The 13735-nt window shown below is 71.5% G+C and carries 13 protein-coding genes and 1 pseudogene; 9 read left to right on the top strand and 5 right to left on the bottom strand.

Features of this window, described 5'->3' with window-relative positions:
* The first annotated feature begins 31 nt into the window (after window positions 1–31).
* The 8 genes and pseudogenes from AC07AG_RS34210 to AC07AG_RS34175 all read left to right on the top strand — a co-directional run bounded on the left by AC07AG_RS34210 (window position 32) and on the right by AC07AG_RS34175 (window position 6817).
* Window positions 32–1095 (top strand): annotated as a pseudogene (locus AC07AG_RS34210) (PP2C family protein-serine/threonine phosphatase).
* The gene (locus AC07AG_RS34205) at window positions 1082–1510 is read left to right on the top strand and encodes a hypothetical protein (RefSeq protein ID WP_478760165.1); all 429 of its coding nucleotides are present in this window, start codon (window positions 1082–1084) and stop codon (window positions 1508–1510) included. The pseudogene AC07AG_RS34210 and the gene AC07AG_RS34205 overlap by 14 nt, the downstream one beginning before the upstream one ends.
* An 83-nt stretch (window positions 1511–1593) precedes the next feature.
* Window positions 1594–1749: a hypothetical protein gene (locus AC07AG_RS34200; protein WP_478760163.1), complete on the top strand. Its 156-nt coding sequence runs from the start codon at window positions 1594–1596 to the stop codon at window positions 1747–1749.
* Window positions 1746–2426: a hypothetical protein gene (locus AC07AG_RS34195; protein ID WP_478760161.1), complete on the top strand. Its 681-nt coding sequence runs from the start codon at window positions 1746–1748 to the stop codon at window positions 2424–2426. The genes AC07AG_RS34200 and AC07AG_RS34195 overlap by 4 nt, the downstream gene beginning before the upstream one ends.
* A gap of 67 nt (window positions 2427–2493) precedes the next feature.
* Window positions 2494–3258: an SDR family NAD(P)-dependent oxidoreductase gene (locus tag AC07AG_RS34190; RefSeq protein ID WP_478760159.1), complete on the top strand. Its 765-nt coding sequence runs from the start codon at window positions 2494–2496 to the stop codon at window positions 3256–3258.
* Between the two features lie 133 nt (window positions 3259–3391).
* Window positions 3392–4180 (top strand): SGNH/GDSL hydrolase family protein, encoded by a 789-nt coding sequence (locus AC07AG_RS34185; protein WP_478760157.1) that lies wholly within the window; start codon window positions 3392–3394, stop codon window positions 4178–4180.
* Between the two features lie 110 nt (window positions 4181–4290).
* On the top strand, window positions 4291–4860 hold the full coding sequence (locus tag AC07AG_RS34180) for an antibiotic biosynthesis monooxygenase (protein ID WP_478760156.1): 570 nt from the start codon (window positions 4291–4293) through the stop codon (window positions 4858–4860).
* Window positions 4861–6079: 1219 nt separating this feature from the next.
* Window positions 6080–6817, top strand: coding sequence for an SRPBCC family protein (locus tag AC07AG_RS34175; RefSeq protein WP_478760154.1), 738 nt, complete (start codon window positions 6080–6082; stop codon window positions 6815–6817).
* A gap of 48 nt (window positions 6818–6865) precedes the next feature.
* On the opposite strand, the gene AC07AG_RS34170 is transcribed toward AC07AG_RS34175, so the two are convergent.
* Complete coding sequence (locus AC07AG_RS34170; protein WP_478760152.1) at window positions 6866–8815, bottom strand: endonuclease/exonuclease/phosphatase family protein; 1950 nt, start codon at window positions 8813–8815, stop codon at window positions 6866–6868.
* A gap of 395 nt (window positions 8816–9210) precedes the next feature.
* Here AC07AG_RS34170 and AC07AG_RS34165 point away from each other — a divergent pair, with 395 nt between their 5' ends.
* Window positions 9211–10680, top strand: a complete 1470-nt coding sequence (locus AC07AG_RS34165; protein ID WP_478760151.1) for a hypothetical protein — start codon at window positions 9211–9213, stop codon at window positions 10678–10680.
* Between the two features lie 100 nt (window positions 10681–10780).
* Here the strand turns inward: AC07AG_RS34165 and AC07AG_RS34160 are convergent, their stop codons facing one another.
* The 4 genes from AC07AG_RS34160 to AC07AG_RS34145 all read right to left on the bottom strand — a co-directional run bounded on the left by AC07AG_RS34160 (window position 10781) and on the right by AC07AG_RS34145 (window position 13674).
* Window positions 10781–11227 carry a hypothetical protein gene (locus AC07AG_RS34160; RefSeq protein WP_478760149.1) on the bottom strand — a complete coding sequence of 149 codons (447 nt, stop codon included), beginning with the start codon at window positions 11225–11227 and terminating at the stop codon, window positions 10781–10783.
* Between the two features lie 29 nt (window positions 11228–11256).
* On the bottom strand, window positions 11257–12411 hold the full coding sequence (locus tag AC07AG_RS34155; RefSeq protein WP_478760148.1) for a chymotrypsin family serine protease: 1155 nt from the start codon (window positions 12409–12411) through the stop codon (window positions 11257–11259).
* Window positions 12412–12475: 64 nt separating this feature from the next.
* The gene (locus tag AC07AG_RS34150) at window positions 12476–12703 is read right to left on the bottom strand and encodes a hypothetical protein (protein WP_478760147.1); all 228 of its coding nucleotides are present in this window, start codon (window positions 12701–12703) and stop codon (window positions 12476–12478) included.
* 203 nt (window positions 12704–12906) lie between these two features.
* On the bottom strand, window positions 12907–13674 hold the full coding sequence (locus tag AC07AG_RS34145) for an SDR family NAD(P)-dependent oxidoreductase (protein ID WP_478760145.1): 768 nt from the start codon (window positions 13672–13674) through the stop codon (window positions 12907–12909).
* Between the last annotated feature and the right edge of the window lie 61 nt (window positions 13675–13735).

Below are 13735 nucleotides of genomic sequence, written 5' to 3'. Positions count from 1 at the left end.
TGCGCCCATCCGGCATATGCCGTGACAGATTGTGGCGACACTCGATCTTGATCTGTCATTTCGCGGCACCTCCGGCCCACACCACCACGGCTCGGCGAAAAGCCCATGGGGTGCGGTAGGCCCCAGAGGTGTGGGTGTTTCTCACCGGCGGATCCCTGACGGCCCACGGCGCCGTCACGGAGTGGCGGCAGCGGGCGGGGTCTCCCCGCCCGCTGCCGTCCTCGACTGCCTTCTGCTGGTCATCGGCGCTGGTGCGGCTGTCTACGGCTCGCGCCGTCGCGTCGGGCGGGAAGCCGAGCTGATCCGTGTCGCACAGTGCTCGCGGGACGCGGTACTGCGTCCACTGGCGGCGGAGGTCGGCGGGGTCGGCTTCTCCTCCCTGTACCGCGCCGTCTCGGGAATCGGCCTCGGCGGTGATCTGTACGACCTGGCCCCATCGCCGTACGGGCCAAGGGTGTTGAGCGGGGACGTGCGGGGCCACGGGCCGAAGGCCGCCGCGCTGTGCGCGGCCACGGTCGGAGCGATCCGTGAGGGCGTCTGCACCACGCCCGCGCTGGTGGACCTGGCCGCCCACCTCGACGCTCGGATCAGCGGCGATCTCGGCCCGGAGGACTTCGTCACCGTGGTGCTCGGCGAGTTCGCGCCGGGCGAGGTGAGGCTGGTGAACTGCGGGCATCCGGCCCCGCTGCGCATCGGCCTGCGAGCCGAGCCGCTGACACCGGCCCGGCCGTCGGCCCCGCTGGGGCTCGGCCCCTTCCTCAGCTGCAACGGGCCCGGCTGGGCGTCGGCGAACGGCTGCTGCTCTACACCGACGGTCTGAGCGAGGCGCGCGATGCGAAAGGGGCCATGTTCCTCCTGGACGACCGGGTCAGGGAGGCCGCGTGCCGGCCCGGTCTGCGGGAGTGCCTCGACGCCCTGCACTCCCTGGCGACCGCCCACGCCGGGGGCTCGCTCCAGGACGACCTGGCCCTGATCATGTGTGAGCCCCGCTGCGCGACGCCCACGGGCGATGCGGGCAGGGCCCATGATTCCCCTGTCGCCCATGAGCGGCTGGTGACTCCGCAAACAGGAAGGCGCACCGATGGAGCCGACTGAGCAGCGGCCGGGCAACCTGCCGACGGAGACCACCGGCATGGTCGGCCGCAGCCTGGCCCGTGGCCGGGTACAGGCCGCGTTCGAGCACGGCAGGGCCCCGTGGGTCGCCAAGCGGCGCCTGGACGACTCGCTCGGGATGGCTGTCGCCCTGGATGTCCTCGGCTCGGCCGCGTCCGCGGCCGGTGACGCCCGGCAGACCGCCCATCTGCTCGGCCTCGCCCAGCAGTTGTGGGACACCCTCGGCGCGCCGCAGATCGGCATCGCCGAATGGATCGCCGCCCGGCGGACCTGCGAGGAGCAGGCCCGTGCGGCTCTGGGGGACGACGTCTGCACCACCGTCTTCCAGAACGGCTACCGCACGCGTCAGGACGCCCCCGACCCACTGGTTCCCGGGGGCGGGCGGCACACACCCTAGTGCCAACTCGCCCCCGTATGGGCCACCATGGGCCGGACGGTAGTCGACGGACGGCCGCAGGGCCGCCGGCCACAGGAGGCGTCATGAGGCTGGGCAAAGCACTCGCCACCGGGATCGCCGAGGAAACCCCGCGGGAGCAGCCGCGGCAGGAAGTGGCTGACCACGCGGATCCGGAGCGCGAACAGAGCGCCGTGGCCGATGAGTTGGCGGCCGAGGCGCCGGCGGCCCTCGTCCGATGAGGCTGCGGCTCCCCGAGGAACGTCCGAAGGAGCCGCCGAACGGATACAAGATCGCCCGCCTGGCGCTGTCCCACGACGGCGCCAGGGCCGGGTTCACCGGCATCTCCCTGGGCGCGGCCCTACCCTACGGCACGCTCGACGTCGCCCACTGCGTCTACGGCCGGCGGCACGCCGTCCCGCACCGCCGCTGCGACTGCGGCTTCCACTGCGTCCACGAGCGCGCCGCGGCGGAGGCGCTCCTGTGCACCGGCGGGCACCGCGGGGCGGCGCTGCTCGAGGTGACGGTGCTCGGCGCGTACATCCGCTTCGAGCGGGGCTTCCGGTACGCGCGGCAGCGGGTGCGCACGGTGACCGTGCGGCCGTGCGGCTGCGGCGCGCGGGCATCGGTCCTTGCGGACGCGGGGTGGGGCAGGCCCGGGTGGCGGGTGGTCGAGGGAGCGTGCGGCGCCTGCGCGGGCAGGCGTGCGTCGCTGCGGCTCGCTGAGTTCGCCCGCCTCGCCGGGGAGGGGCTCACGGTCACCGGGGCGCGCCCCGATTCCGTGCCGGGGACGCCTTCCGAGGCCATGGGGGTGCCCGAGCTGGTCGCGGAGGCGGCGCTGCTGCAGGCCCGGCTCGACCTGTTCCAGGGCGAGTTGGCACGTCTTTCGGGAGAGGGCGCGGGGGAGGAGAAGGGCTAGTCGCGCGCCGTCTGACATGATCGGCGGCGGGGCGCGACAGGCCGACATGACAAGGGCATGAGGCTTGATGAACAAGAGTGACAACCGAACAGGGACAGAGGAAAAGCGCGTGGCTCTGGTGACGGGTTCGTCATCGGGCATCGGCGCGGAGGTGGCCAGACGCCTCGCCGCGGCCGGAATCCGGGTGGTGGTCAACTCCACGCGCTCGGTCGACGCGGGCGAGAAGCTGGCCGCCGAACTTCCCGACGCCGTCTACGTACGGGCGAACGTCGCCGACGAGGCCGACGCCAAGCGCCTGGTGCAGTCGGCCGTCGACGCGTACGGACGCCTGGACATCCTGGTCAACTGCGCGGGAGCCACGCGCTTCATCGCGCATGACGACTTCGAGTCCGCGAACCCCCAGGTCTGGCGCGAGCTGTACGACATCAACGTCATCGGCGTATGGCAGACGATCACGGCCGCCGTCCCGCACCTCAGGGCGAGCGGCACGGGCAGCGTCGTCACGATCTCCTCCCAGGCGGGAGTGCGCCCCGGCGGCAGCTCGATCCCGTACTCGGTCAGCAAGGCAGCCGTGAACCACATGACGAAGCTGCTCGCCAAGACGCTCGGCCCGGACGTACGGGTCAACGCGATCGCGCCCGGCATGATCGACACCCCGTGGTTCGACGGCGTGGAGGGCATCGAGTCCGCGATGGAGGAGACGGCGGCGCGCCTCCCGCTGCGCCGCGTGGGCAGGCCGCAGGACATCGCGGACGCGGTCTTCGACCTGGTGAACGCCTCGTACATCACCGGTGAGGTCCTCTTGGTGGACGGTGGCGGCCACCTCCTCTGAAGCGCCGAAGAGGTGCGCGCCCGTGCGCCGGGCGCGCAGCTACGCGGGCACGGCGCCGACGGCGGCCGACGCCGGGTCCACGCCCGGTCACCACCGCGTTGACGTGCCCTGACTCCAGGGGGAGGCTCTGGCCATGACGACACATTCGTACGCTCGCTATGTCGCGATAGGTGACAGCCAGACGGAGGGTGTCGGCGACGGCGACGAGACCCACGGCTACCGCGGCTGGGCCGATCGGTTCGCCGCGATCCTGGCCGCGGGGAACCCGGAGTTCGGCTACGCGAACCTCGCGGTACGGGGCAGGCTGACGGCGCGCATCAAGGCGGAGCAGCTGGGCCCCGCCCTGGCGCTGCGCCCGGACCTGGTCACGGTCATGGCGGGCATGAACGACCTGGTGCGCCCCGGCTTCGACGCGGCTCAGGTGGCCCGCGACATCGAGGACATGTTCACCGAGCTGACCGGGGCGGGCGCGCGCGTGGCCACGGTGACGTTCCCGGACCTCGGGCGGATCTCGCCGCTCGCGCGCAGGGCGCTGCCCCGGGTCCTCGACCTGAACGCCCGCATCCGCGCGGCGGCGGACCGCCACGGAGTCGTCGTCCTGGACACGTTCCCGCACCGGGTCACCACGGACCCCCGCCTGTGGAGCGCCGACCGCCTGCACGCGAGCCCGCTGGGCCATGCCCGGATCGCCGCCGGGATGGCGGACGCGCTGGGCATCCCCGGCCACGAGGACTGGATACGGCCGCTGCTGCCACCGCCGCCTCCGGTGTCCGTGCTGCGGACGGTGGCGGCGGAGACGGCGTGGTTCGCGGGGTTCATGGGCCCGTGGCTGTGGCGACGGGTCAGGGGACGCTCGTCGGGCGACGGACGCGAGGCGAAGCGGCCGGATCTGGGCCCGGTGGCCTCGCCCGAACGGGCTTGACCTCGACCAGACTTGAGGTCGCAGTGTGTACGTGACGGGCGCGACGCAATCCGCAATCCGCGCACCATGTACCGCCCACCGCCTACCGCGCACACACTGAAGGAGCACCCATGAAGAAGACACGCACGGACGCCACGACGCTCCCCGACCCGGCTCGTGCGGAGGGCGGACTCGTCTTCCTCAGTACGTGGAGCACGGGTACGGCGGACCGGCAGCGGGCGACGGTCGAGGCCATCGCCGAGGCCTGGGGGAGCCGTCCGTGGCCGCACGAGGGCCTGCTCTCGTACACCGTGTACGCCGGTGCGGACGGCTCGACGGTGGCGCATCGCTCGCACTGGCGTGACGACGAGGCGTACCAGGACTTCTTCGCCCACGGCAGGGACGAGCGGAACTCCGACATCGACAAGGCGGTGCCGGGCATCGAACGGCTTGGGCTGCACAAGACGCGGCTGCGGGGTGGGGTGGCGCGGGCGGCGGGTGATGTGCGGGTGGCCGGGGCGGTGGTGATCGCCGAGGGGGAGGGTGGGCTGCCGGGGGCGGTGCCGGGCCTGATCTCCGCCCACTTCCATGAGGCGACGGAGGGTGGGCGGGTGCTCCGCTACGAGGAGTGGGAGAGCGGGGAGGGCCTGCCCGCCGAGGGCAGCTACCGCTTGGCGTACGCCTTCGAGCCGGGGCGCTGACGCTGGGTCCGGGGAGCGCTCATCTCCGGCGGCCTCAACTCCCCCCTAATCCTTGCCGCCCCCGACGACACCAGTCCCCTGGACGAGAACAACCGCCGGTGGGACGGTGGAGTCCCCAGCAGCACCAGCCCCCGAACAAGCCTTTCCCACCCACCCGCCCGTTCCCCCGCATCCCACCCCCACACGAACAAGCTCTCCCGCCCACCCACCCGATTGCCCTGTGGTGCCGTGGAATTGGGGGACGAGTGGGGGAGTGCCGACAGCAGCGGGCCGGGTGGGTGAGCAGCGGGATGGGGGGTGGGTGGGGGCGTGAAGCAGCGGGGTGGGTGGGGGGTGCCTACGGCAGTGGGGCGGCTGGGCGATCCGTACGAGCGGGACGTGGACGCCCGCTGCATCTGTCACGCGCCAGAGCCACCGAAACTTGGCCCGCACGGGCGTGAGGGCCTGCCCTCGGGATGGGGCGACTCTGCAGCAGTCGGCGACGCTCGTGAGGGGACGGGCCGGTATGTCCGCCCGGAGCACGGTTCGCGGCGCTCCGGCGGCGAAGTGGCCTTGCGGTTACTGGACGATGGCGAGGACGGACATACCGGCGCGGCCCCGTCCGCACGGACGGACCTGCGCCGTAGCTCGCGCGGATCTGTAGTCGGCGATGGTCGTGAGGGGACGGGCCGGTATGTCCGCCCGGAGCACGGTTCGCGGCGCTCCGGCGGCGAAGTGGCCTTGCGGTTACTGGACGATGGCGAGGACGGACATACCGGCGCGGCCCCGTCCGCACGGACGGACCTGCGCCGTAGCTCGCGCGGACCTGTAGTCGGCGATGGTCGTGAGGGGACGGGCCGGTATGTCCGCCCGGAGCACGGTTCGCGGCGCTCCGGCGGCGAAGTGGCCCTGCGGTTACTGGACGATGGCGAGGACGGACATACCGGCTCGGCCCCGTCCCCGCGGACGGACCTGCGCCGCAGCTCGCGCGGATCTGCAGTCGGTTCGCGTGGCTCTCGTGTCGGAGTAGCTGCGCGGTCGCCGGGCGATGGCGAGGGCAGATGTACCGGCTCGGCCTCGTCCTCGCGGGCGGCCCTGCGCCGCAGCTCGCGCGGATCTGCAGCTGGCTCGCGTGGCTCTCGTGTCGAAGTAGCCGCGCGGTCGCCGGACGATGGCGAAGGCAGACGTCCCGCCCCGCCCAGCGACGAACCAGCACCACCCGCACCCCTAAGGAGTCGCCATGACCACCGGCAAGGAGTTTGAGATCGAGCGGGAGTTTGAGGTCGATGCCTCTCCTGCTGAGGTCTGGGACGCGTTCACCACCGGCACCGGCGGCTGGCTGTGGCCCATGGAGTACGAACCCCGCGAAGGCGGCGCCGCCCCCTCCGGCGGCATCGTCACCCACTGGGATCCACCGCACCGCCTCACCGACCGAGTCGAGAACCCCGAAGGCCTCCCACCGGGCCAGACCCGCAACCAGCTCGACCGCACCATCGAACCCCGCGACGGAGGCCGCCGCTCCTGGGTCCGCTACGTGCACAGCGGCATCCTCACCACCGACTGGGCCAACCAGTACGACGGAGCAGGCAAGCACACCGACTTCTACCTGCACACCCTGCGCCAGTACCTGACGTACTTCACGGGCCTCCCCGTCACCTTCACCGCCCTCGACGGCCCCGCCCCCGCCACCGCCCCGGACGCCTTCGTCAAACTGGGCCGCCGCCTGGGCCTCCCCGACGACGCGGCGGAAGGCGCCCGCGTCCGCGTGGACGCCCCCGGCGAATCCCTGGACGCGATGATCGACTTCCGCAGTCGGCACTTCATAGGCCTGCGCACGGACACCGCGCTCCACCGCTTCTTCGGCCGCAACCACTTCGGTGCCCCCGTGGGCATCAGCATCCACGACTTCGCCCCCCAGGCGGACGCCAAGGGCACCGAAATGGCTTGGAGGGACTGGCTGCTCAGGCTCTACGCGTAGCGAGAGAGCCACAGAGGGCGGGGGAGCCCGAACCGCCGATCCGCAGCCTTACGGCCGGAACCGCAGCACCTGCGGATCATGATCACTGTTCTGCTCCGCGAACTCCGCGTTGATGTGCACGCTGTCGTACGCGAAGCCCTTCGAGCCCTTGCCGTACGTAAAGCCCTTAGAGCCCTTAGAGCCCTTAGAGCCCTTAGAGCCCTTGGAGTCCTTGGAGTCCTTGGGGTTCCCCACCCCCGGACTCGTCAGGATCTGGTCCAGGACCTGGGAGTTCCCCTGGTACACGTACGAGTAACGCTCCGACCGCGGAAGCGACTTGACCGCAGACTTCAACGCACCCCCCGCCTCCAGCGCCGCAGTCGTCGCCGAGAACTCGAAGTCGTTCACGTCCCCCACGACCACCACATCCGCCCCCTTCTCCACCTTCCGCACATCCCGCACAAACGCATTCACCGCCTGAGCCTGCCGCAGCCGCTTCGCCTCCGACGACCGCACCGGCGGCTGATGCCGCGACGTCAGACCCTCGTCGCCGCCCTTCGACCCGAAGTGGTTGGCGACCACGAACATACTCCGCCCCCGGAAGCTGAACTCACCGGCCAGCGGCTTGCGGCTGTCCTCCCAGGCCGTGTTCGCCGGGTCGATGCGCCCGGGGGAGAGAGTCAGCGCGGCGCGTCCGGCGGAGGAACGTACGACACCCGTGCCCGTCGTCGCGTCCCCGGCTCCCCGGTCCGTGAACGAGACCCGCTCGGGGTTGAAGAGGAACACCTGGCGGATGTTCCCGCCCGGCTCCCCGCCGTCCTTGTTGTTCTCCGGGTCGATGGACCGCCACGCGTAGCGGGGCCCACCCGCCGCGACGATCGCGTCCGTGAACTTCTTCAGGGTCGCCTCCGCCGAGACGGTCCCGTCGTTCTTCGCGCCGTTGTCGTCCTGGATCTCCTCCAGGGCGAGGATGTCGGGCGAGGCGAGATTCGAGACGACGGCCCCCGCCAGTGCGTCGAACTTCGTCTGCGGATCACCGGGGTCGAGATTCTCGACGTTGTACGTGGCGACGGCGAGCTCGTCCTTGGCCTGGCGCCGCGTCTTCTCCCGTACGAGCCCCTTGTCCGTGACCTTGCCCAGCGTCCGCGCGACCAGCGTGTAGCCGCCGAACTGGTTGAAGTCCAGGGGCCCTTCGGCGCCACCGGACAGCGCGTCGCCGACGTTCGCCTTCGGGAAGGGCTGCTCGGAGACCGGAGCCAGCTGCTGGATCTGCAGGCGCCCGGTGTTCTGGTCGTCGTAGGACTTGTACACCGCGCCGCCGCGCCGGTTCGCGTTCTCGTGCGGCTTCACGGTGACCCACAGCTCCGAGTACGGATCCGTGGCCCCCACCACGCGCGAGGTGCCGACGCGTACGTTCATGCCCTCCAGGGACTCGTACAGGTCGAGCGCGTACGAGCGGGGCTTCAGCCGGAGCGCGTTGATGCTGCCGCCGTTCGCGGGGTCGCCGTCGGGCGCGTACCGGGAAGGCACGGACTTGGCGCTCACCGTGACCGGCGCGGGCACCGCGTTGCCGGACGACTCGACCGTCACCGTCGGCTTGGTGAGCTGGGTCAGTGACTGGTTGCCGGACGCCTCGCCGCCGGGAACGTACTCGCTGACGGTCCCGGAGACACGGACCGCGTCACCGGCCTGCACGGTCAGGGCGGCGGACCCGGTGTAGACGAAGACGCCCTCGCTGGTCGAGGGGTCCGCATCGGCCTCGGGGTCCTGGATCCAGAAGCCCTTCGAGCCGTAGGAGCGGACGCCGGTCACGATGCCCGTCACGTCCGTGACCTGCTGGCCCGCGAGGGGCGAGAGGCGGGTGGTGCCCTGGATGTCGTGGACGCGGACCTCGGCGGCGGACGCGGACGAGGCCGAGGAACTCACGGCGAGCAGACCGGCCGCGAGGGCGGTGGCCACGACGGTGGAGACGGCGGCGGATCGCACGGCGGGCCTGGTGGCACGGGATATGTGCGGCATGGAGGGACTCCGGATGAGGGTGAGGTCGTATGAACCGAGTGAGAGCTACTGGGCCAGACAGACAGACAGCCAGACGGGACCGACGGGACAGACAGAGCAGGCGGACCGACAGGGCAGGCGGACACACAGGGCAGACCGGCAGGCAGGCAGACCGGCAGACAGGTCCAGGGAGGTGACCGGCGGCGCCCAGCGCTCTACGCGCGTCAATCTCTTGCGTGGCCAGGGGAGTTGTCAAGGTTCGGCGGGTGTTCTCACCGTGTATGTCTTCTGACAGGGACATGAACCGGGCGGCATGGGTCCAAATCCGTCTAGGCTTCAGCCCAGCCGACCCTTCCCCAGGCTCCCGACTCAGCTCGACCAGGGGAGGCCCCCATCCTTCGGAGGAGAATCAGCCGATGTCCGTAAGTCCCGCCACCCTGCCGCCGGTGCTGCTGCACTCCGAAGCGGAACTCGCGCGGGCCGCGCTCGCCACGCCGCTGCTCTCCCGCGCCGCGCGGCTCGCCCGCTGGGCCGGCCCCGACACGCGCGTCGGAGCAGGCGGCGAACTCGTCGAGGAGCAGCTGCCGGCCGCCGCGGCGGAGCTGGGCCTCGACGCGGACGACCCGGACGCCGCCGCGTACGCGAGCGAGGCCTGGCGCGTGGCCGTCGACACCGGCCTGGTGGACGTCACGGACGGGGACGAGGCCGAGGGCCCCGACGGAGCGGACGTGCTCGGCACGGTGACCGCGGGCGAGGACCTCGCCGCCCTCACCTCCGGCAGCCCGCAGGACATCCTCGCCGTCTGGCTCGGCGCCCTGGACACCGTGTACTCGGACGCGACCGTGCCCGACATGGACAACCTCCTGGACGTCCTGGAGGAGAACGGCGAGATCGACTTCGAGGAGCTCGGCTGGGACCCGCAGGCGGAGGCGGACTTCCTGGACGGCGTGCTCGGCAACCTGTACCTGCTCACCGCCGGGGACGCGGGCGCGGGCGAGGGCCCGGTGCCGCTGCCCGCGCTCGCCGCGTCGATGATCGTGCCCGACGACATGGGGGAGCCGACGGACGACATCCTGGAGCAGGTGTCGGACGCGATGATGAAGCTCGATGACCAGTTCCGGCTCTTCGAGCCGCTGGGGCTGGTCGAGTACCAGCCGGTCGACGAGGCCCTCATGGTCGACATCGACGAGGCCGAGGCACCGCTGCCGGACGACGACGAGGACGTCACGCGGTACGGCATGGTCCGCCTTACCCCGCTCGGTGTGTACGGCATCCGGGCGCGGATGCTGGAGGCGGGCGTGGACGCCCCCGCCGTCGGCGATCTCGCCGACAAGGGCGCCGACGCGCTGCTCGCGGGGACGGCCGGTTTCCCGCAGGCCGCCGCGCAGGCCGAGATCGAGCTGTGGCTCGCCCGGCACGAACCGCTGGACGCGGCACGGGAGTTGCTGGCCGCCGCGCGGGGCGGTGACGAGGGCGCGCCGCTCAGGCGGCTCCGCTGCCAGCAGGCGCTCTCGCTGGTGGGCCGGGAGGCCGAGCCCGCTCTGCGGGACGTGCTCGACGACGCCGAGCTCGGTGGGCTCGCCCGGGTGTGGCTCGCCGAGCACGGGGCGGCGGACGTGCCCGCGCCCTCCGAGGCGCTGGTCTTCTGGCTGACCATCGACACGATCGCCGCGCAGCTCGCCGCCGAGGGCAACTCGGACGAGCTGCAGGGTCTGGTCGAAGGGCTCTCGGAGCAGCACAGCGGGTTCTTCGCCGCGGCCTGGCGGGTCGAGCACCCCGCCACCGCCGATGTGCTCGAGGCGATGGGGCGCCTGCACCCCGACAAGAAGGTGGCCAAGGAAGCGCGGAAGGCGGCCTTCAAGGCCCGTTCGCAGCAAGGGGTGTGACGGCCGAAGCCGGTCGGGCCTGTGCACCGGCCCGACCGGCTTCGTTCCGTTCAGTGCAGTGCAGTGCAGTGCAGCGCAGCTCAGCTCCGTTCAGCTCGGCTCAGCACTGGTACAGCGTCGTGTGCTTGAACGACGACGTCGCGCCGTCGAAGCCGTACGTCCCCCGGTACGCCGGAGGGTTCTGGTACTCGCCGACGATCGTGATCGTGTTGGCGCAGGAGCCCTGGCCCGTGCGCTTGGCGTCCAGGCGGATCGTGTCGCCGATGAAGCCGCCCGTGATGTCCCACGGAGCGCCGCAGATGCCCGAGGTGATCTGCCCGCCCACCACCACGTGCGGGTAGGTGTTCGGGTTGAACTTCACCTCCAGCGCGAAGGTGATCGCGCCGTTGTGCAGCTCCAGCTTGCAGGCGGTGGCCACCGCCTCGGCGGACACGTCCTGGGGCGCGGCGAACGCCTCGTCGCGCGTCTTGACCTCGGCGCCCTGCGGATTGTGGAAGCGGTGCTCCGCGCGGGCCCGGCCCTTCTGCTTGCGTGCCTGAGTGGTCATGAAAGCCCTCCTCTCGTGGTGCGACCGGGTCAGGCCAGCTGTTCGGAGACCTCGACCCGCAGCAGCGCGCGGACGTTCTCGAAGTGGTTGAGCACGGTGACGGTCGAGGACCCCGCGAACAGCAGGCCGAGCGCGACGTTGTCGAGCGAGGTCACCAGGGAACCCGAGTCGCCGCCCGCCGAGATGTTCGTCGTCAGGATCTGGTCCTTGAAGCGGGCCGTGCCCGCGGTGCCGTAGTTGACGTCGATGGTCGCGTCGACGGCGATGATCCGGCCGAAGGAGATGTTGGTCGTGCGGCCGGTCTTCTTCACCAGGTCGCCGACCGCGACGTTCGCCTTGCGGCGCCAGGCGCGCGGCGCACCGCTGAAGTACGTCTCACGGGTCGCGTCCTGGAAGTCGACGGTGCCGAGCGCCGCGTCGACGACGTTGTTGTGCCGCTCCAGCGGGATCTGCGGGGCGAACTGGATCGTGATGAAGCGCTCCAGGGTCGCGATGCGGTCGGCCGGGTCCTGGCCGCCGTCGAAGACACCCGGCTGCACGATCGCGCTGCCCAGCTGGGCGCGGTTGGAGTCGGCGAGCACGTGGTTGTTGGAGAGGATGTAGAACTTCGCCGGTACGCCGAGGCCGGGGCCCGGCGGGTCGACGGCGGCGCCGGGCAGGAAGTCGTAGACCACGCTGCCGAGCGTGCCGGCCGTCACGCGTACGTTGCCGACCGAGGCGCCGGAGGGGCACGGGCGCATGCGGCGCTTGAGGAGCTGCGGCTCGAACGCGCCGAGTCCGGCGAGCTCTTCCAGCATGGGCTGCGTCAGGCCCGCGAGCTGCTCGCTCACACCGCCGTCGGGTCCGTACGTCACCGAGCGGTCCTCGGCGCGGCCGGACTTGCGCTGCTGGCGCTGCGCGGCGACGTGGCCGACGGCTACGACGTCGGTGGGGGTGCCGTCGTCCATCTGGGAGGGGATGACGTCCCGCTCCGGGAGCATGGACTCCGGGACCTTCTGGGTCACGAAGACGATGACCGCGGGTTCGCCCGTGGGCTCGCCCTCGGTCCACTTCACGCCGTGGCCGAAGCCGACGACGTTGGCCAGCGACGTCTGGGGGCCCAGGAAGTCCCCTTTCGCCTGCTGGCGCGAGCTGTCACTGAGCTGACCGCCGGTGGGTCCTCGCATCAATTCGGGCTGGCTCACCACGCCAGACCACCTCTTCCCCTTGGTTGAAGGGTGGAGTTCCGGTCCGCTTCCGCAGGGCGTCCTACTGCGCCGCGGGCTCGCCGATGGCGAGCACACGTACGGGGGCGCCGTCGAGCACTTCCGGAATCACGTCTTCGTCCCGGAGCCGGTCACGGGGCACTTTGCGGGTGACGAACACGACGATCACATCCGCCCCCGAGTGCTCGTCCTTCCCGATGCCGACGCCGGTGACATTGGCCAGCTTCATCAGCCGGTCCTCATGGAGGCTGCGTGCCTGCGACGCGTCCACGCGGCTCGCCTCCCCCAACGGGTGATGCAGGTAGGGGGATGTCTATTGCCGCGTGGACGGCGGGTCAAGGCGTTCTGCACGAAATCTTGGCTTTACGGGTGATCCGCGCCCGTTGACCTTGTTTACGAAGACTCTTCCCACCACTCACTGAACCGCTCGCTCAACCACCGGCTCACGTGCGCAGAGCCCACTCGACCAGCGGCTCAGGTGCGCAGATGCGAAGCGCCGTTGAGGTCCAGGACCGTGCCCGATGCCCACTCCGCGACCGGCGAAGCGAGCCAGAGGACCGCCGCGGCGATCTCGTCCGCCGTGCCCGCACGCCCGAACGGGCTCTGCGCGCGGATCGCGGCCCCCTCGTCCCCGCTCAGCCGGTGCGCGACCCGCTCCGTCCCGAAGAAGCCGGGCGCCACCGACGCCACCGCGATCCCGTACGGCGCGAGCGACACCGCGAGGGACTGGCCGAGCGCGTGGACGGCCGCCTTGGTCGCCCCGTACGCGGGGTGGTCGGGCTCCCCGCGGAACGCGCCGCGCGAGCCGATGTTCACGATCCGGCCGCCCGTGCCCTGGTCGATCATCCGGCGGGCCGCCAGGTGGCTGAGGTTCGCCGTGGCCAGGAGGTTCACCGACACATGCCGCTGCCAGAGGGCCGCCCAGTCCTCGTACGACGTGTCGGCGAGGGGATGCGGCAGGTTCACGGCGGCGTTGTTGACCAGGACGTCCAGACCGCCGAGGGCGGTGGCGGCCCGTCCCGCGACGTCCGCCGCGCCCGACGGGTCCGAGAGGTCCCCGCCCACCAGCGCATGGCCCTCGCCCGCCAGGGACGCGAGCGTCGCGCGTGCGTCCTCCTCGCGCGAGCCGTAGTGCACGGCGACGCGGTCGCCGTTCTGGGCGAAGGCCTGCGCGAGGGCTCTCCCCAGGCCTCGGGAGGCTCCGCTGATCAGGACTCGGCGGCCGGTGGCTGGCAGGTTCATGGAAGGAAGCCCCTTGATGTCGGACAGCGTTCAACCGCCGTTTATACGTGAGCGGGAGCGT

The sequence above is a fragment of the Streptomyces sp. NPDC044044 genome (genome assembly GCF_056434405.1).
This window is presented reverse-complemented; position numbering and strand designations above follow the sequence as displayed.